Source organism: Glutamicibacter sp. HZAU (genome assembly GCF_004100365.1).
GTDB lineage: Bacteria > Actinomycetota > Actinomycetes > Actinomycetales > Micrococcaceae > Glutamicibacter > Glutamicibacter nicotianae.
Genome location: NZ_SCKZ01000004.1, coordinates 57,818 through 75,698, shown reverse-complemented (window position 1 = coordinate 75,698; position 17,881 = coordinate 57,818). Strand labels below are relative to the sequence as shown.

At 64.5% G+C, this 17,881-nt stretch carries 15 protein-coding genes; 8 read left to right on the top strand and 7 right to left on the bottom strand.

Features of this window, described 5'->3' with window-relative positions; genetic code table 11:
• Window positions 1-5: 5 nt before the first annotated feature.
• Together EKH49_RS07075 and EKH49_RS07070 are read left to right on the top strand one after the other, a co-directional pair.
• Window positions 6-875, top strand: a complete 870-nt coding sequence (locus EKH49_RS07075; protein ID WP_073706225.1) for a DUF3097 domain-containing protein — start codon at window positions 6-8, stop codon at window positions 873-875.
• A gap of 91 nt (window positions 876-966) precedes the next feature.
• A complete protein-coding gene (locus tag EKH49_RS07070) occupies window positions 967-1,368 on the top strand; it encodes a DUF4870 domain-containing protein (RefSeq protein WP_128470272.1) in 402 nt (133 codons plus the stop codon).
• Between the two features lie 16 nt (window positions 1,369-1,384).
• Here the strand turns inward: EKH49_RS07070 and hemW are convergent, their stop codons facing one another.
• Together hemW and lepA are read right to left on the bottom strand one after the other, a co-directional pair.
• Entirely contained in the window at window positions 1,385-2,614 is a 1,230-nt protein-coding gene (gene hemW, locus EKH49_RS07065) for a radical SAM family heme chaperone HemW (RefSeq protein WP_128470271.1), read from the bottom strand.
• On the bottom strand, window positions 2,615-4,462 hold the full coding sequence (gene lepA / locus EKH49_RS07060) for a translation elongation factor 4 (protein WP_038991100.1): 1,848 nt from the start codon (window positions 4,460-4,462) through the stop codon (window positions 2,615-2,617).
• Between the two features lie 112 nt (window positions 4,463-4,574).
• Between lepA and EKH49_RS07055 the strand changes: the two genes are divergently transcribed.
• The 5 genes from EKH49_RS07055 (at window position 4,575) to rpsT (ending at window position 8,114) form a co-directional block, all read left to right on the top strand.
• Window positions 4,575-5,108: a type II toxin-antitoxin system PemK/MazF family toxin gene (locus EKH49_RS07055; RefSeq protein WP_038991101.1), complete on the top strand. Its 534-nt coding sequence runs from the start codon at window positions 4,575-4,577 to the stop codon at window positions 5,106-5,108.
• Window positions 5,109-5,559: 451 nt separating this feature from the next.
• Window positions 5,560-6,249 carry an AraC family transcriptional regulator gene (locus EKH49_RS07050; RefSeq protein ID WP_128470270.1) on the top strand — a complete coding sequence of 230 codons (690 nt, stop codon included), beginning with the start codon at window positions 5,560-5,562 and terminating at the stop codon, window positions 6,247-6,249.
• Between the two features lie 105 nt (window positions 6,250-6,354).
• Entirely contained in the window at window positions 6,355-6,756 is a 402-nt protein-coding gene (locus EKH49_RS16690) for an acyl-CoA dehydrogenase family protein (protein WP_201739576.1), read from the top strand.
• 51 nt (window positions 6,757-6,807) lie between these two features.
• Window positions 6,808-7,590: an acyl-CoA dehydrogenase gene (locus EKH49_RS16685; protein ID WP_201739575.1), complete on the top strand. Its 783-nt coding sequence runs from the start codon at window positions 6,808-6,810 to the stop codon at window positions 7,588-7,590.
• Window positions 7,591-7,853: 263 nt separating this feature from the next.
• A complete protein-coding gene (rpsT, locus tag EKH49_RS07040; protein ID WP_038991103.1) occupies window positions 7,854-8,114 on the top strand; it encodes a 30S ribosomal protein S20 in 261 nt (86 codons plus the stop codon).
• Window positions 8,115-8,292: 178 nt separating this feature from the next.
• Here the strand turns inward: rpsT and holA are convergent, their stop codons facing one another.
• The 5 genes from holA to leuS are packed head-to-tail and all read right to left on the bottom strand — an operon-like array spanning window position 8,293 to window position 15,684.
• Window positions 8,293-9,285, bottom strand: a complete 993-nt coding sequence (holA, locus tag EKH49_RS07035) for a DNA polymerase III subunit delta (protein ID WP_073706221.1) — start codon at window positions 9,283-9,285, stop codon at window positions 8,293-8,295.
• Between the two features lie 34 nt (window positions 9,286-9,319).
• Window positions 9,320-11,587 carry a ComEC/Rec2 family competence protein gene (locus EKH49_RS07030; RefSeq protein WP_128470269.1) on the bottom strand — a complete coding sequence of 756 codons (2,268 nt, stop codon included), beginning with the start codon at window positions 11,585-11,587 and terminating at the stop codon, window positions 9,320-9,322.
• Window positions 11,584-12,231 carry a ComEA family DNA-binding protein gene (locus tag EKH49_RS07025; protein WP_128470268.1) on the bottom strand — a complete coding sequence of 216 codons (648 nt, stop codon included), beginning with the start codon at window positions 12,229-12,231 and terminating at the stop codon, window positions 11,584-11,586. The genes EKH49_RS07030 and EKH49_RS07025 overlap by 4 nt, the downstream gene beginning before the upstream one ends.
• 15 nt (window positions 12,232-12,246) lie before the next feature.
• Window positions 12,247-13,185, bottom strand: a complete 939-nt coding sequence (locus EKH49_RS07020; RefSeq protein WP_128470267.1) for a DegV family protein — start codon at window positions 13,183-13,185, stop codon at window positions 12,247-12,249.
• A gap of 9 nt (window positions 13,186-13,194) precedes the next feature.
• Window positions 13,195-15,684 carry a leucine--tRNA ligase gene (leuS, locus tag EKH49_RS07015; protein ID WP_128470266.1) on the bottom strand — a complete coding sequence of 830 codons (2,490 nt, stop codon included), beginning with the start codon at window positions 15,682-15,684 and terminating at the stop codon, window positions 13,195-13,197.
• 287 nt (window positions 15,685-15,971) lie between these two features.
• Between leuS and EKH49_RS07010 the strand changes: the two genes are divergently transcribed.
• Window positions 15,972-17,846 carry an HNH endonuclease signature motif containing protein gene (locus tag EKH49_RS07010; protein ID WP_128470265.1) on the top strand — a complete coding sequence of 625 codons (1,875 nt, stop codon included), beginning with the start codon at window positions 15,972-15,974 and terminating at the stop codon, window positions 17,844-17,846.
• The last annotated feature ends 35 nt before the right edge of the window (window positions 17,847-17,881 follow it).

Below are 17,881 nucleotides of genomic sequence, written 5' to 3'. Positions count from 1 at the left end.
AGTACGTGGCTAATTACTCCTGGGGACCACGAGATCTCAGTGCACCGGCACCTCGAAAACTCCGCCAGGTCCCCGTGGAACGTGGCATGATCCTGGAAGATGCCACCTCAGGTTGGGTGGGAGAAGTCATCCGTACCGAAAAGTCCGGCGGCATGCGCGTGATCATGCTCGAAGACCGCCACGGCAAGAGCCGTTCCTTCCAAGCCGGCTTCGGGTTCCTCCTCGAAGGCGAACCGGTGGAAATTGTCGAGCCCGTCGCCAAGGCCGCGGCGCCGAAGAACCTGGTTTCCGCTTCGGGTTCGCGTGCCGTAGCGGGGCTGAAGGCCCGGGAGGCCAGGGCCAGCCGCATCTGGGTTGAAGGCAAGCACGATGCCGAGCTGGTTGAAAAAGTCTGGGGACACGACTTGCGTGTCGAAGGCATTGTCGTCGAACCGCTGCATGGCGTTGACGATCTGGCCGGCGCCATCCGCGACTTCGCCCCGTCGCCGCAGCGTCGTCTGGGAATCCTGGTCGACCACCTGGTCGCTGGCAGCAAGGAATCGCGTATTGTCGCCGAGGCGATGCAGGTTCCCGGTGCGGCCGATAACGTGCTGATCCTCGGCCACCCCTACGTTGACGTATGGCAGGCGATCAAGCCTGCGACCCTGGGCATCAAGGCGTGGCCGGTCATCCCCAAGGGGGTCGACTGGAAAACCGGAGTGCTCAAGGCCTTTGGCTGGCCGCACGCCACGGCAGAGGATATCGGCATCGGATGGCAGCGTCTGCTGTCGACGGTGCAGCATTACGGGCAGCTTGAACCGCAGCTGCTGGGCCGAATAGAAGAATTGATCGATTTTCTCACGACCGAAGATTACGGTTTCCTAACGATTGACTAATAGTTGGAGATTAGTCGGCGAATCTCCCCGTCCGCTCAGCCGCGGTCGCTATGATAAGAGGAACCACACTTAAGCAAGACAAGGATTAATAGTGACATCACGCCAGACGAAGCCATCGGAGAATTCCCGCTTCGAAGGTTCCCGGACCTCTGCGCTGCCGCTGACTCCTTCAGAAGACCGCCAGTGGGCCACGATGGCCCACTTCGGCGCCATCTTGGGTTGTGTTCCATCGGCAATCGTCTTCGCCGTATTCCGTGACCGCGGCCCATTCACGGCACAGGAATCCAAGGAAGCGTTCAATTTCACATTCCCGCTGACCATTCTGGCCATCGTGTTCAACGTGCTGATGATCTTGCCGGTGATCGGCTGGCTTTTTGCCGTTCTGGCCGTGGCCCTGTGGGTCTACATGACGGTCTCCGGCGCCCTTGCCGCCATCCAGGCCAACAAGGGACGCCCCTACCGCTATCGATTCAATCTCCGGCTGATGAAGTAGCGCCAGCTACCCAGTCTCAGAAATCAAGCAGTTCACGCACCACGAGGTCGGCCAGGAGCCGGCCTCGCCGCGTTAACACCAAGGTCCCGGAGATTGCTGCCTTGGCGTCAATCAGCTCGTCTGCGATCAATCCGGCAATCTTCTTGCGCCCGGTCTCATCGAGCTCGCTGATCTGCATTCCAGAGCTCAAGCGGGTCAGCAGCATGGTACGTTCCAGCTGCACGGCTTGGGCATCCGGGTACTCGCGGCCGTGTCCCGGTGAAATTCCGGCGTCGATCCGCTGCTGATAGGCGGCTGGATGCTTCACATTCCACCAGCGCAGACCGCCAACGTGCGAATGCGCGCCGGGGCCTGCACCCCACCAGTCGCCGCCCTTCCAGTAGGCGATGTTGTGCTGGCACGCATTGGCCGGGGTCTTGGCCCAATTGCTGACCTCGTACCAGGAGAAACCGGCCGCGGCAAACATCTCATCGGCCATCTGGTACTTTTCGGCATGATCGTCATCGTCGATGTTCGGCACCTGGCCGCGGCGGATCTGGGCCGCGAGCTTGGTGCCCTCCTCGATGATCAGCGCGTAGGCCGAAATATGATCAGGCTCGTAGCTCAGCGCGGCTTCGATACTGGTGCGCCAATCCTCAAGGCTCTCCCCCGGTGTGCCATAAATCAGATCGACACTGACATCCAGGCCGGCTTCGCGCGCCCAGGCAACCGCTTGCGGAACCCGCTTCGGATCATGGGTGCGCTCCAGCACCTTGAGCACATGCGGCACCGCCGACTGCATGCCGAAGGACACCCGGGTGAAACCGCCATCGGCCAGCTCCTGCAGGCTCTCGCGGGTCACCGAATCCGGGTTGGCCTCGGTGGTGATTTCTGCGCCTGGCTTCAGGCCGAATTCGTTGCGGATCCTGCCGAGCACCGAAACCAGGTCGCCGGCGGGCAGCAATGTGGGAGTGCCGCCTCCGAAGAAGACTGTCTCGATTTCGCGGTCCGGCTGGCCCGAACGGTCCATCACCTCGCGGGCGAAGCTGATTTCCTTGCTGACTGTGGCAGCATAGGTCGCTTGGCTGGAGCCGGAGCCCAGCTCCGTGGCGGTGTAGGTGTTGAAATCGCAGTAACCGCAACGGACGGTGCAGAACGGGATATGCACATAAAAGGACATGGTCCGCTCCTGTGCCTCATGCGCGCATGAGGCAGGGAGCAGACCATCGGCCGGAGCCGGATCGCCGTCAGGCAGAACTGAAGGCATTTACTTCTTTTTCGGCTCGTCGGTGGACAGCGCTGCAATGAAGGCTTCCTGCGGGACCTCCACGCGGCCGACCATCTTCATGCGCTTCTTGCCTTCCTTCTGCTTTTCCAGCAGCTTGCGCTTGCGGCTGATGTCGCCGCCGTAGCACTTGGCAAGCACGTCCTTGCGGATGGCGCGGATGTTCTCGCGGGCAATGATGCGCGAACCGATGGCTGCCTGGATCGGCACCTCGAACTGCTGGCGCGGGATCAGCTCGCGCAGCTTCGTGGTCATCATGGTGCCGTAGGCGTAGGCCTTGTCGCGGTGGGTGATCGCGGAGAACGCGTCCACCTGGTCGCCCTGGAGCAGGATGTCGACCTTGACCAGGTCTGCCACCTGCTCGCCGTCGGCCTTCCAGTCCAGCGAAGCGTAGCCGCGGGTCTTGGACTTGAGCTGGTCGAAGAAGTCGAACACGATCTCGGCCAGCGGCAGGTGGTAGCGCATTTCCACGCGGTCCTCGGAGAGGTAGTCCATCCCGCGCATGGTGCCGCGGCGGGACTGGCACAGCTCCATGACCGCACCAATGAATTCGCTCGGCGCCAGGATGGTGGCGGCGACCATCGGCTCATGCACCTCGAGGATCTTCCCATCGGGGAATTCCGAAGGGTTGGTCACCGTCATCATCTGCTTGTCTTCGCCCATGACCTCGTACACCACGTTCGGCGCGGTGGAGATCAGGTCCAGGTTGAATTCGGATTCCAGGCGCTGGCGGGTGATTTCCAGGTGCAGCAGGCCCAGGAAGCCCACGCGGAAGCCGAAGCCCAGTGCGACGGACGTTTCCGGCTCATAGGTCAGTGCGGCATCGTTGAGCTGCAGCTTGTCCAGCGCATCACGCAGTGCCGGGTAGTCGGTCCCGTCCATCGGGTACAGGCCGGAGAAGACCATCGGCTTGGCTTCTTCGTAGCCGCCCAGGGATTCGCTGGCCGGCTTGAGCGAGTTGGTGACGGTATCGCCGACCTTGGACTGGCGCACGTCCTTCACGCCGGTGATCAGGTAGCCTACCTCGCCGACGCCCAGGCCCTTGGTGGGCTCGGGGTTCGGCGAGGATACGCCGATTTCCAGAAGCTCGTGGGTGGTGCCGGTGGACATCATCTGGATCTTCTCACGAGGAGTGAGCTTGCCGTCGACCACTCGGACGTAGGTGACCACGCCGCGGTAGGTGTCATAGACGGAGTCGAAGATCATCGCACGGGCCGGTGCGTCGGCTTCGCCGACCGGCGGCGGCAGCTGCTTGATGACTTCGTCGAGCAACGCCTCGACGCCTTCGCCGGTCTTGCCCGAAACCTTCAGCACGTCTTCGGGCTCGCAACCGATCAGGTTGGCGATCTCGGCGGCGTACTTCTCCGGCTGCGCGTTAGGCAGGTCGATCTTGTTCAGCACCGGGATGATCGTCAGATCGCCCTCAATCGCCAGATACAGATTCGCCAGGGTCTGGGCTTCGATGCCCTGGGCGGCGTCGACCAGCAGGATCGCGCCTTCGCAGGCGGCCAGCGAACGCGAGACTTCATAGGTGAAGTCGACGTGCCCCGGGGTATCGATCATGTTCAGCGCGTACGTCGTGCCGTCCTCGGCGGCCCAGGGCATGCGCACGGCCTGGGACTTGATGGTGATGCCGCGTTCGCGCTCGATGTCCATGCGGTCGAGGTACTGGGCCTTCATGTCGCGGGCAGCAACAACGCCGGTCAGCTGCAGCATCCGGTCGGCCAGGGTCGACTTGCCGTGGTCGATATGGGCAATAATGCAGAAATTACGGATGAGCGACGGATCGGTCGCGGCAGGCACCTGAGCGGTGCGGGCCAATGGAGACACCTAAACAGACCTCACTAGCTGACTAAAAGACATAGTTGGATTAGCTTCCATTCTGTCATGATTTCCGCGTCATCACATATTTCGACAGCCTCGAACTGGTAGTTTGTCGTGCATGGCACTGAATCCGCAGAAGATATTTAGCATCGTCATGCGCGTGGTCAAGGAAATCAGCCGCGCGCGGACGACCGGGCAGCAACCTCGCCCCACGTCCAAGCCGACTCGACGCGCAGGCGCTGCGGCGCAACGCACAGGTGCCGGCTATCCCGGCGATTACCGCGGAGCGATCAACTACGAGTACCGCCCGTCGCTGGACGGGGATGCTGATCCCGGCGAGATCGTCTGGGGATGGGTGCCCTACGAGGAGGACCATTCCCAGGGCAAGGACCGCCCGGTGCTCATCGTCGGCCGTGACCAGCGGTGGCTGCTGGGTGTGATGCTCACCAGCAAGGACAAGAACAATTCCAGCCACCGCAACGCCGATTACCTCGATATCGGCACGGGCGACTGGGACCGCCAACGCCGTCCGAGCGAGGTGAAGCTGGACCGCATCATCCGTATCGCACCGGGTTCCGTGCGCCGCGAAGGGGCGATCCTGGATCAGGACCGCTTCTCGGCAGTTATCGACGCACTCTCCCGCCGCAACTAGCTACCCGCCCAGGCCTCCAGCCGTCACTGCAAGCCGGAATCGGCTGTCCGGCCGGGCCGGATAACCCTGATCCCCAAGCCATGACGGCTGGCGTCTGGTGCACTTTATTTAAGTGTGGCGGCGATCACTTGCCGTGGGACAAATGCGGTTCGGCACCACGGACACCGCTTCTGGACGTTGGGGGCAACATGGGGCTTTGGGATGGAACTGGCGTTCCGATTCGAGAGCAATTCGACTACTGGCAGGATGTCATCTGCCGCGAATTCGTGCCCTTGGCTGCTGTCAATACGGGTGCCGAGCCCGGTTTCGCTTCAACGGTTGAAACATCTGCGCTTGGTTCGATGAACCGCGCATCCATCAATTCCAAGGCCCAGATCACCAGGCGCCGCCGCCGGGAAATCGCGGTATCGGACGAGGCGTACTTCTTCGTGAACCTGCAGCTTGCGGGCAGATGCCTGGCCACCGTGAGCGGGAAGTCTTCGCGGTGGTCGAGCCCGGTGATTTCATGGTTGTCGACACAACCGAGCCCTATGAATTCGAATTCAAGGGCGACTGGCGGATGCTTTCATTTCGGGTGCAGCATGATCGCATCACCCATAGGCTCTCGGCCTTCCGCAACCGGTTGGGCACTTCGATCGGCTCGGAGGGCGCCGGCTCGGCTGTCACCGCCCTGATGACCAGCTTGAGTTCCCTCGCTGACGACGTGCCGCCGGCTGCCGCGGACGCCTTGGTCCAAGCCTTCGAATCCGCAGTCGTCGGAACGCTGGCCGCGACTCCGGCCCCAGCAGATGACTGCAACCGTTCCAATCCCCTGCAAGCCGCCGTGCTGGAGTTCGTGAAGCGGAACTACGGGGATCCGGAACTGAACGCTGACCGGGTCAGCCGCGTGTTCGCGATTTCCCCGCGCACCGTTCATGCCCTTTTCGAAGGCACGGGCAGCTCATTCGCAAGGACGGTTCGGCAACTTCGGCTCCAGCATGCCTTCGATGTGCTTTCCGATCCTGCATCATCGATTTCGGTGACTGAGCTGGCGCGGCTCTCGGGGTTCTACGACCCCAGCTCATTCTCCAGGGCCTTCCGGCAGCACTTCGACGTCAGCCCGATGGAGCTTCGGCGTTCGCATGGTGCGCAAACTGCATAGTCCCGCTGCGCAAATTGCATAGCGCTTGCCGGCGAAACCTAGTGATATGGATCTCAGTACCAATTCAATCGGGCTACCATCGCCCAAGGAACTTGAGAGAGCATCATGGCTATTTCGTTTACGCTCACCAATGAACAAGAACAGCTGAAGCAGGTCGCGCGCAGCTTCGCACGCGAACACCTGCGGCCACTGCTGGCGGCTGCCAGCCAGGAAACCGACCCGCTGCAGCGTGCACTGCTGCTTCGCCCAGTGATGGAAAAAGCGGTCCGGGCAGGGTTCCTCAAATCCCTGATCCCCGCTCCTTTCGGCGGCATGGCCAGCAGCGGGGTGGATGCCGCGATTTTCATCGAGGAGCTGGCCTCCGAGAGCCCGGACTTCATGATCTCGATGGCCGGTCCGCTGATCGCCTTGGCCCCTGTCTATGAAGTGGGCACCCCCGAGCGGATCACCCGTTTCGTGGCTCCCTTCCTGGCCGACAAGGGTGCGCCGCTGGCGGCCATGGCCTAAAGCGAACCCGGCGGCAGCGCGAACTTCGATGCCGAAGCGCCGGCCGAAGGCGTGCGGACCCGCGCCGTGCTGGATGGCGATGAATGGGTGATCAACGGTTCCAAGGCCTGGGCCTCGCACCTGGGCGGTTGGGACGGCGACGGGCCGGATTTGATGACCATTGCCTGCCGGACGGACAAGGGCGTATCACTGATCGTTGCCGAACGAGAACACCTGCGGGGGCATATTGACGTCGACGAGTACTACGACCTTCCCGGGCTGCGCGGCTGCCTCACCACGCGGGTCACGTTGCGCGATCTGCGGGTTCCCCAGGGCAACCTGCTGGGAACCGAAGGCGATGGAGTGCGCCTGACGCGTAATGCCTTTCAAGCCAGCGGCGCTTCCATCGGGACCTTCTCGGTGGCAGCCATGCGGCAAGCCTTTGGCATTGCCTTGCGCTTCGCCCAAGCGGAGAAGCGCGGCGGCCTGCTCCCGATCATCGAGCACCAGGCGGTCGCGGACATTCTCGCCGATGCCAAGGGGAAGCTCGAAGCGGTACGCCTCCTGTCCTGGTCTGCGCTGGATGCCGTGATCTCCGGCCGGCCAGGGGCCAGCGAATTGGCGCTGCATGCGAAGATCTTCGGCTCCGAGACGGGGCTCGACGTGATCAACGACCTCATCAAGGCGGTCGGCGTTACCGCCTACGACACGAATTTCCCGATGCTCCGGCATCTGATGGACGTGTTGGCCTACCCGATCATCGAGGGCGGCGACGTTGGCGTGCGCCGCCGCCAGCTCCAGGCAATGATGAGCGATCCCGCCTATGATCCATTGGCAGCGTCCGAACTCTCCTAGCCGAACCTTGCAGCAAGGCATGGGCCCGATTCCGCTGCGGCAGCAACGCAGCTCCATCAGTGTGCATTGCATGACGCATTCCACAGCGGCTGCCAGCTATTTGCGGGGGCTGGAATCTGGTAGGATTGATTCTTGTGTGCCGCGCAGGTTGGGCGGCACGCCCCCTTCGGGTCGCCATAGGTGCCCCACACCGCTCAGTCGATGGCCTGGAGGATGAACCCTCTACCGACCGTATAAAACGATAAACGAGAGAGTTTATTAAAGTGGCTAACATCAAGTCCCAGAAGAAGCGTAACCTGACCAACGAGAAGGCACGTCTGCGTAACGTAGCTGTCCGTTCCGAGGTCAAGACCGTGATCCGCAACGTCAACGAGGCAATCGCCGCCGGCGACAAGGACAAGGCAACCGAGGCGCTGCGCCTGGCTGGCAAGAAGCTCGACAAGGCTGTAAGCAAGGGTGTTCTGCACAAGAACAACGCTGCTAACCGCAAGTCGGCCATCGCCAAGAAGGTTAACGCCCTCTAAGCCGAGCTTAGACTTCATCAACTCCCCCGCGCTCATCGAGTGCGGGGGTTTTGTTTTGCCCAAAACTGCTTTTCGCGGCTTTCCCGGATCAGGGACGCGTGGCAGGCTTCGCGGAAGCGGCCGCAGTGGAGGGCGCGCACGAATGCATCGTGCGCGCACCCACTGGATCTGAACGGGCTCAGCGTCCAGGCGCCTTGCCGGCTATGAACATGATGGCGTGTTCCAGGGCATAACCGGGTGAACGGCTGCCGCCCTTGACCATGCGGTCGGTATTCGCGATTTCCTCGACGCACAGGGCCAGATCGCCGCGCTTCCAGCCGCGAGCCTGCTGCTGCGCCTGCTGCACCTGCCACGGAGCCATCCCCAATTCGGAGGCCAAGGCAGCAGCAGGTTCATTCACGCCCGCGACCTTGGCGATCTGGCGGACCTTCATCGCCAGGGTGGCCACAATGGGAATCGGATCGGTTCCGGTACCCAGCGCATGTCGCAAGGTGCGCAGCGCCAGCTGGGCATTGCCCGAAATCGCCGCATCGGCCACCTTGAACGCGGTCGCTTCGACCCGGCCCCCGTAGTACTTGTCAACGGTATCCTGGTCAATCGTGCCCGTGGTGTCGGCGATCAGCTGGGAGCAGCTCGAACCGAGCTCTGCCAGCGAATTGCCGACTGCGGCAACGAGGGCCTTGACCGCGTCATTGGTAATCCGGCGCTTGGCTGCCTTGAATTCGGACTGGACGAAGTCGATCTTCTCGGAGTCCTTCTTCACCGGCTGGCAGTTGACGACCACCGCGCCGGCGGCCTTGATCGCGTCTATCAGCTTCTTGCCGCGGGTGCCGCCGGAGTAATGCATAATGAGCACGTTCTCTGGTGCCTGGTCCTTCAGGTAGGCCATCGCGTCCTTGAGGAAGTACTCGTTCATGTGCGCCAGTTCGTGGACCTCGACCAGATTGGCGGTGGAGAACAGCGAGGAGCTGGTGGCCATGAGCAGCTCGCCCGGCTCGTACTTGGCCGCGTCAAGACGCGTGTGCTGGATGTCGTCCCGCTGGCCGGCTTGGGAGCGCAGCAGCTCGAAGGCGCGTGAAGCGAGGTAATCTTCTGAACCGGTCAACAGGATCAGCGGTTGCGGGCGCAGTTCCCGCCATGAGATTCCCGGATTTGCTTGGGCGCGTGCCATCGAGCTCCTTAGTGCATCGGTCGATATATTGATCCTACCGAACCGGAGTACCCAGGGAGGTACCACGGATGCCCTGGCCGGTAAATGTGAGCAGTACGGTACCGGATTGGTCGGTGCGCAGCACTGTCGCGCCGATCCGCTTCGCCATTTCCAATGTTTCCGGGTGCGGGTGGCCATAGGAATTGTCCTTCCCGGCGGAGACCAGCAGGATCTGCGGATGGATCTGCTCAATGATCTGTGTGCCGCCGTTGCGCGCGCCATGGTGCGAAGCCTTCAAGATCGCGGCCTGGCCTTGCGGATGCAGCCGCAGCAGGCGATCCATGGCCTCGGTCTCCATATCCCCGGCGGCAAAGAAATCGACGGTACCACTCTGGGTGGAAAAGCTGAACCGGATGACCAGCGACGTGTCGTTGGGCTCGGCGTATTGCGCGTAACGCGCCTCGGGACCTACGACTTCGAAGCTCAACTCCCCCGCAGTTTGCCGCGTACCAGGCTCCAGCACCCGAGCCCCGGGCCAGAGTTCCAGTTCGAATCCGGTCGAGACCAGGCGGTCCCCGATCCGCACTTTCGACTCCTCCAGTTCCCGGATGGCGCCGAAATGGTCGCTGTGCGTATGCGTGATGAAGACCTTGCCCAGGGTGGTGATGCCCAGCCGGTCCAGGCACAGCAGCAAACCGCTATCCGGCGGCCCGGTATCGATCAGCCAGCCTTCGGCATCCCCCAGGTTGATGACGAACGCATCGCCCTGCCCCACATCGCACATGGCGATGCTCCAATCCGTGGCAACATCTTCCCGATAGAACAGGGTTGCAGGCACAATGAGCGCCACGGCGAAGACCATGATCGCGCCCAGCACACCGAGAGAGACCTGGCGCACGCGCAGCCGTTCGGTTTCACGGCCCAGCACCAGCAGCGAGCACAGCGCAAGGGACAGCATGACCGCCAGCAGGATTCCCGGCAGTCCTTCGGGCCATGGACGGGCAGCACCTGGCAGCCCGGAGACGAGATGGGCAACTTTGCCGATGGCTTCGGCCGGGAGCCCGGGCACCCAGATCAGCACCGATTCGAATCCCGGCCATGGGGTGCACAGCAGCAGGCAGATCATGCCGAGCGCGGTAATCAACGGCAGCAACGGCGCCACCAGGAGATTCGCGGGCAGCGAGTACAGGCTGAAATCCGAATTCAATGCGATCACCACCGGCAGGCAGGTGAATTGCGCTGCACAGCAGATGGCGGTCAGCTGCGCCAGCCAGGCCGGCATGATGTGGAGCAGGATTTCGGTCAGCGCCGGCGAGAGCATGATGATGCCTAAGGTCGCCAGCACCGACAGGGCAAAGGCCGGTTCGGCGCCCAGGCTTCGATCGATGGCCAGCAAGGCTGTTCCGCTCAGGCACAGGATCCCCAATGAGCCCTGGCCGCGGCCGAGCAGTACCGAAACCGCCGCAATGCTGCCCATCAGGCTGGCGCGCAGCACGCTGGGATCCGGCCCGACGAACCAGGCGAAAAGCCCGACTACGCCAATCATCAGGATCGCGCTGGGGGCGCGCGGAACGGAGAACAGCCGGAACAGGACCAGCACGATGGCCCCGATCAGGGCGATATTCGATCCGCTCACGGCGGTGAGATGGCTCAGCCCGCTGGATCTCATCGCCTCGCCCAGTTCTTCATCCTGCCCGGAGCGGTCGCCGTAGAGCATGCCGGGCAGCAGCGCCTGCGCATTGCCGGGCAGGTCGCTCAGGCTGAGGGTGAAGCGTTCCTTGAGCAGGTCGGCGGCAGTCGGTTCCGCCCACGAACTGACCTGCGGCTCGCTGGCGGCCTGCGCCCACCAGTCGAAGGATCCGGCATCCGCGGCGTCGAGATCGAGGATGGCCTCGAACTGCCCGGCGTTGGCAGGCAGCCCGAAATCCACGCTCAGGTAGACCGGCACCTGGCATGCCACCCATTGGCCATCGTTCCAGTAGCGCTGGATTTCCGCCCGGCCCGCGGTGCTTCCCTGGCCCTGCGCGCTGGCCAGGTCCTCGAAACGCACGACCGCGCGCCGCTGCTGCTCGGGAGCGCCGGGCAGCTGGCATTGGGGGTCGGTGAACGACAGGCTGCTGACCGCGACCATTCCCAGCAGCAGGATGATCGGACCGGTGAACCACGGTGCGGCGTAGGCGCGGTCGTGCCGGGGACGCAGGAGCAGGAACAGCAGAAAGGCGAGCAGCGCCGACAGCAGCCACAGCAGCCAGGCCGGGAGGCTGAAATAGGCGGCGGTCCAGGCACCGGCCAGCAGCCACAGGCCCCGGAAATCGGTGTTCACGGGACCACCAGCTCGCTCAGCTGCCCCAGCAGCGCCGGGCCGATGCCGGAGACGGCATCCAGCTCCTCTACGGAGGTGAAGGGGCCGTTCTCGGTGCGGAAGCCGATGATCCTGCCGGCCAGGGCCGGGCCGATCCCCGGAAGCTCCTGCAGGGTCTGCGCATCGGCGGTGTTCAGCGAGATCTTCCCGCCGGCCGTGGCGCTCGGAGCCGTTGGGAGGTCCTTGCCGGTTTCGGTGCCGGGAAGGATGACCTGCTGGCCGTCGACCAGCTTGGCTGCCAGGTTCACCAGCTGCGCCTGGGCGCCCTTGGCCAGCCCGCCGGCGGCCTCGACCGCATCGGTGATCCGCGAATCCGCGGGCAGCGTGTAGACGCCGGGCTTCTTCACCGCGCCGACCACATGGACCGTGACCTCGGGACCGTCCGGGCTCGGGGACAGCTGGTCCCCCGGAGCCGACGCGGAGGGATCGGACACCAGCGGAACCGTTTCAAGCTCCTGGGCTATCGGCGGGGGTGCGAGCAGGATGGAAATGGCGATCCAGGCGAGCACTACGATGACCAGCACCAGCACGGCCACGCGCGAGATCGCAAACCTCAAGCGGCCGGGACGTGGCGCGTACTTGCTGAAGAAGTCGTGGCGGCCCATGGGCCACAGTCTGGGCTATGGCGCCGGCGGGCTGTCCAGAATTGATTCCGGTTGTGGATTCAGCGGAGCGACGCACACGGCGATCACGCCCATGCCGGTATGCGCGGCCAGCACCGCTGGCAGGGATTCGACCACGACCGGCTCGGCGCTGAACGGGGCCAGTTCGGTGGCGATCTCCTCGGCCAGTTCCTCGGCGCCGAAATGCATCACCCCCAGGCGCACCTCGCCCTTCGCGCCGCGGGCATCGCGCAGGGCCAGCGAGACCAGCCGCGCGGTGGCGCGCGCGAAGGAGCGCGGCTTTTCCAGGGCGGCGATCGCGCCATCGGCAATCCCGAGGATCGGCTTGAAGTTCAGCAGGCTGCCGAGAACCGAGGACAGCGCGCTGATCCGGCCGCCACGGCGCAGCTGCTCCAGGCTGGGCACCGCGAAGTACACGGAGTTGGCGGTGGCGGTGCGGGCGATCTGCTCGAGCATTTCCAGCGGGGCGCCGGCGTCGCGCGCGGCCAGCACATCGGCCACGGCGAAGCCCTGGGGCAGGCAGACGGTGCGCGTGTCGACCACCGCGATGGGTGCATCGAGGCAGCGCGCGGCCAGGCGGGCGGCGTCCACGGTGCCCGACAGCGCCCCGGACATGTGGATCGAGATGACCGATTCGCAGCCGGCGTCCAGCAGCTGCCGGTAGGCGCGTTCGAACTCGCCCGGTGCCGGGCGCGAGGTCTTCACAGCCTTGCCCATGGCCAGGCCCATCATCAGCGCCTGCAAGTCCTCGCCCTGCACATGGTTGTCCACGATGATCGGGATCGGCACTTCGATGAAATCGGCATGCCGCGCGAAGGCCTCGGGCAGGCAGGACGCCGAATCGGAGACCACCCCGATGCGGGTACGCGAAAGCCCGCGCGGGGCCAGCCACTTGGGCAGCCAGCCCGCGCGCGAGCTTTTCTGGCGTTCAGTCATGAGCTGAGCTTACGGGGCGGGGACCACGTTCACCAGCTTCGGCGCACGCACGATGACCTTCAGCGGCTCCTTGCCATCGAGCATCCGGATCACCGACTCGTGGGCCAGCGCCTGCTCGCGCAGCTCATCCTCGGTAATGTCCACGGGCACTTCCAGTCGCGCGCGTACCTTGCCCTTGATCTGCACGACCGCGGTGATGGTGTCATCGACCAGCAGGGACTCATCGACCTGCGGCCACGCGCTGGTGACCACGCTCGGGGCGTAGCCCAGCGCTTCCCACATGTCCTCGGCGGTGTACGGGGCGAACATGCTCAGCAGCTGGGCGAGAACCGTAGCGGCCTCGCGCACTGCCGGGTCGGCCGCGCCGGCACCGGAGTCGATGGTCTTGCGGGTCGCGTTGACCAGCTCCATGGCCTTGGCGATCACCACGTTGAACTTGCCCGAGTCCAGCAGCTGCGCGGCCTCGTGCACGGTGCGGTGGGTGACCTGGCGCAGCGCCTTGTCCCCTCCCGCGTAGTCCACGCCCGGTTCGCTGGCCACGTCCTGCGCGATGCGCCAGGCACGGGCGAGGAACTTCTGCGAACCCGATGGCGAGACATCGGCCCAGTCCACGTCGTCCTCCGGCGGGGAGGCGAAGACCATGGTCAGGCGCACCGCGTCCACCCCGAACTTGTCCAGCTGCTCGCCCAGATCCACGCCGTTGCCCAGCGACTTGCTCATCGCCTTGCCGCCGTTGAGCACCTGGCCCTGGTTCAGCAGCGCGCTGAACGGCTCGGTCGCGTCGATCAGGCCCAAATCGTGGATGACCTTGGTGAAGAAGCGCGAGTAGAGCAGGTGCAGGATCGCATGCTCGACGCCGCCGACGTACTGGCCGACCGGCATCCAGTCGCGCACCGCCTTCGGGTCGAAGGGGCCTTCGGCGTAGTTCGGGGAGACGAAGCGCAGGAAGTACCAGGAGGAGTCCACGAAGGTGTCCATGGTGTCGGTGTCGCGCTTGGCCGCTCCCCCGCACTTCGGGCAGGGAACGTTGACCCAGTCCTCGGCGGCGGCCAGCGGGCTGGTGCCCTTCGGGGCCAGCTGCTCGCCGCGCAGGTTATCGGGCAGGCGCACCGGCAGCTGGTCCTCGGGAACCGGGACCTCGCCGCAGTCCGCGCAGTGGATGATCGGGATCGGGGTGCCCCAGAAGCGCTGGCGGCTCAGCAGCCAGTCGCGCAGGCGGAAGTTCACGGTGTGCTTGCCGGTGCCGGCAGCCTCCACGATCTCAATGGCCTTGGCGATCGCCGCACTCTTCTCCAGTCCGGTCAGCTCGCCGGAGTTCACCAGCTGGCCTTCCCCGGCGGTGGCGGCACCGGTTTCGTTCGGGTCCTCTTCACCGGTGTCCACGACCACGCGCACTGGCAGGTCGAAGGCGCGGGCGAAGTCCAGGTCGCGCTGGTCGTGCGCAGGCACGGCCATGATCGCGCCGGTGCCGTAGTCGGCCAGCACGTAGTCGGCAGCCCAGATCGGCAGCTTCTCCCCCGACAGCGGGTTGATCCCGTAGCGCCCGGTGAACACACCGGTCTTCTCGCGCTCGGTGGACTGGCGCTCGATCTCGCTCAGCGCCTTGACCTGCTCCTGGTAGGCTTCCAGCGCTTCGCGGTGCTCATCGGTGACCAGTTCGCCGGCCAGGTCGGCATCGGCGGCGACGACCATGAAGGTCGCGCCGTACAGGGTGTCCGGGCGGGTGGTGAAGACCGGGATCTTCACCGCCTGCTGATCCTGGTGCGCCTCGATCTCGAAGGTGACCTCGGCGCCTTCGGAGCGGCCGATCCAGTTCTTCTGCATCAGCAGCACGCGCTCGGGCCAGTGGCCCTTGAGCTGGTCCATGTCCTCAAGCAGGCGGTCGGCGTAGTCGGTGATCTTGAAGTACCACTGGTTCAGCGACTTCTTGGTCACTGCGGTGCCGCAGCGTTCGCACGCGCCGTTGACGACCTGCTCGTTAGCCAGCACGGTCTGGTCCTTCGGGCACCAGTTCACCGGGTGGTCCTTGCGGTAGGCCAGGCCCTTCTCGTAGAACTTGTTGAACAGCCACTGGGTCCAGCGGTAGTACTCCGGATCGGAGGTGTGCAGGCGGCGCGACCAGTCCGCGGAAATCGCGTAGCGCTTGAAGCTGGCGGCCTGGGTGTCGATGTTCTTGTAGGTCCACTCCGCAGGGTGCGCATTGCGCTTGATCGCGGCGTTCTCCGCCGGAAGGCCGAACGAGTCCCAGCCGATCGGGTGCATCACGTCATAGCCGCGCAGGCGCCAGTAGCGTGCGACGACGTCGCCCATGGCGAAGGCCTCGGCGTGGCCCATGTGCAAATCGCCCGAGGGGTAGGGGAACATGTCCAGCACGTAGCGGCGTTCGCGGCTGCCGTCATCGGCGGGCTTGAACACCTGTAGCTCGTCCCACACCGGAAGCCACTTGGACTCGATGTCCTTGAAGTCGTAGGTCCTGGGTTCGTTCGTCGATGATGTCACGCTGCTCTTCTCACACGCTTTGCGGAAAAATTTCCGATAGGAAAATTTGCTCTTGGTTCCAGACACAACAAAAGCCCCCAAATTTCCACTCGGGGGCACGGCCATCGGGCCGCGCTTACACTAGGTTGCGCTTAGGATTCATATCGCGATTCTATCGCATCTGCCCTGCCCACGCGCGCATCGGTGAAGCGCAAGATTGTTCACAACCGCCAACGGGCCGCCCGCGCTTATCCACAATTGGCGGCAACGCCGACGCGCAGGCCGATCCAGCGCCCGATCATGGAGCCATGAACGCCCCTGTCCTGATCGCCGCTCTGCGCACCGCATGCCAGGTCCCGCTGCACCTCGAACCTGCATTATCCGGTGCCATGCTGCTGCGCCTGGGCTACCTCTGCCTGGCCCTGTACACGGCGCTGGGCAAGCTGGTGCACGGCTCGGGCGACCCGCGCCTGGTCCTGGCGCATCTGCAGCTGGCCGAACGCTTCGCCCAGCAGATCCATGGCGACCAGCTATCCGGCGCGCTGCAGGCCGAAGCCACCGGCGCCCGCGCGTTGTCCCTGGAGGGCTATGCCGCGCTGCGGGTGCCCGCCGATGACCCCGACGCCATCAGCGATGACCTGTTTGCCGGGGAGCCGGGCATCGTGCCGGGGCGCTGCTGCTACAAGGACACCGCTGAGCTGCTGGCCGCCTGGCTGGGGCTGGGCTACTTCGAAGCCCGGCAGCGCCTGGCCGACGCGCACCTGCTCATCGGGCGCCGCGCCCCCGATGGCGGCATTTGCGCGCCGCGCTTCCCCCAACTGGCAGGGCTCTATGCCAAGGGCACTGGCGACCGCCGGGCCATCGCCTCGGCCGCACGGCGCCTAGACCGGCTCGAACCGCAGGACACCACCTTTGACGGCGTGCCCCTGAAATTGCAGGCCTACGGCACCGATGGCCGCACCCTGGATGAATCCGCGGCCGAAGCCCTGGGCGAGCTGGGCCCACGGGCAGCGCAGAAGCGGATCAGCGCCGAGATCAGGACCTACAAGGAACTGCATGGCAAAAAGCTGCCGCCGCGACTGGGCTTCTTCATCGGCCCGGTGAAGGACGGCGTGCATTTCTTCTCGCTGCGCACCGATGCCAGCGACGCGCAGCTGCTGAATTCGATGGCCGCCCAGGCCGGAAATCCGCGGACCAAGTCAGGCCGCGCCGACCGCGAAGCCGAACAGCAGCGCACGCCGGAATCGGGCTCCGGCACCGGAAACCCCGATGACCAGGACCAGGAACCCCAGGCCGACCGCGATTCCACGGCCACCCAGGACTCGGATGCCGAGCCGCAGCCATCAACCGAGCAAGAAACTGCACCGCAGGCGCCTTTCTGGCTGCGCAGCGAACACCCCATGCCGCCGTGGGCCGAAGACGAAGCAGAACCCGGCAACGGGTGTGCTCCGGAGCCCGGAAACACCGAAGCGCAGGCAGATGGCGATGCGGCACACGACGAGCTGCGAAACGACGAGGCCACCGAACAGCCGGATCTGCACCGCCGCCGGCTCAATGCATTCATGGCGTTGCTGCGGGCCCCCTTCACCGGCGGAAAAAGAAAGGTCGTCACCCCGAAATTCGTGGTCTACCTGTGGCTCGCAGACTTGCAAAACCTGGCCGATGCGCATGGCATGACCGCCAACGGCGTCGATATCCCGCCCGGCGAGCTGCGGCGGCAACTGGCCAGGGCGAACATCATCCCGATCGTGCTCGGAGGCAACAGCCAAGTGCTGGATATGGGGCGCAAGATGCGCTATCACAAGGGTGCGATCCGCGAAGCCATCATGGCCCGGGACCGAGGCTGCATCGTGCCTGACTGCACCGCGCCCCCGGACCAGGTCGAAACCGACCACTACCTGAAACCCTGGTCTGACGGCGGGGAAACCAGCGTCTGGTCAGGGGCCGGACTGTGCACGGGCGATCACCACAAGCGCCACGCCGGGCAGATCACGGTGATCGATGTCGACGGGCTGCCGCACGTGCTCATGCCGGAGCATGTCGACCCGGAACGAATTCCGCGCCGCAATACCTATTGGGGTGCCCGGCAGGCAGGCGAATCCCCCACCCGCCACGCACCTGCCGCACCGGACACCAAGCCGCCGGGCAAGGAAGAAACCCCTGATGCAGGGCGGGAAACCTGAGCGACCCAACGTGTTGACAGGGCCGTCTTAAACGG

Coding starts and splice junctions, on each gene's coding strand:
- holA (WP_073706221.1), bottom strand. CDS start 9,285: ATGGCACGCGCCCAAGCAAATCCGGGAATCTCATGGCGGGAACTGCGC.
- EKH49_RS07050 (WP_128470270.1), top strand. CDS start 5,560: ATGCCTGGCCACCGTGAGCGGGAAGTCTTCGCGGTGGTCGAGCCCGGT.
- EKH49_RS07010 (WP_128470265.1), top strand. CDS start 15,972: ATGAACGCCCCTGTCCTGATCGCCGCTCTGCGCACCGCATGCCAGGTC.
- EKH49_RS07055 (WP_038991101.1), top strand. CDS start 4,575: ATGGCACTGAATCCGCAGAAGATATTTAGCATCGTCATGCGCGTGGTC.
- hemW (WP_128470271.1), bottom strand. CDS start 2,614: ATGCCTTCAGTTCTGCCTGACGGCGATCCGGCTCCGGCCGATGGTCTG.
- EKH49_RS16690 (WP_201739576.1), top strand. CDS start 6,355: ATGGCTATTTCGTTTACGCTCACCAATGAACAAGAACAGCTGAAGCAG.
- EKH49_RS07020 (WP_128470267.1), bottom strand. CDS start 13,185: ATGACTGAACGCCAGAAAAGCTCGCGCGCGGGCTGGCTGCCCAAGTGG.
- EKH49_RS07025 (WP_128470268.1), bottom strand. CDS start 12,231: ATGGGCCGCCACGACTTCTTCAGCAAGTACGCGCCACGTCCCGGCCGC.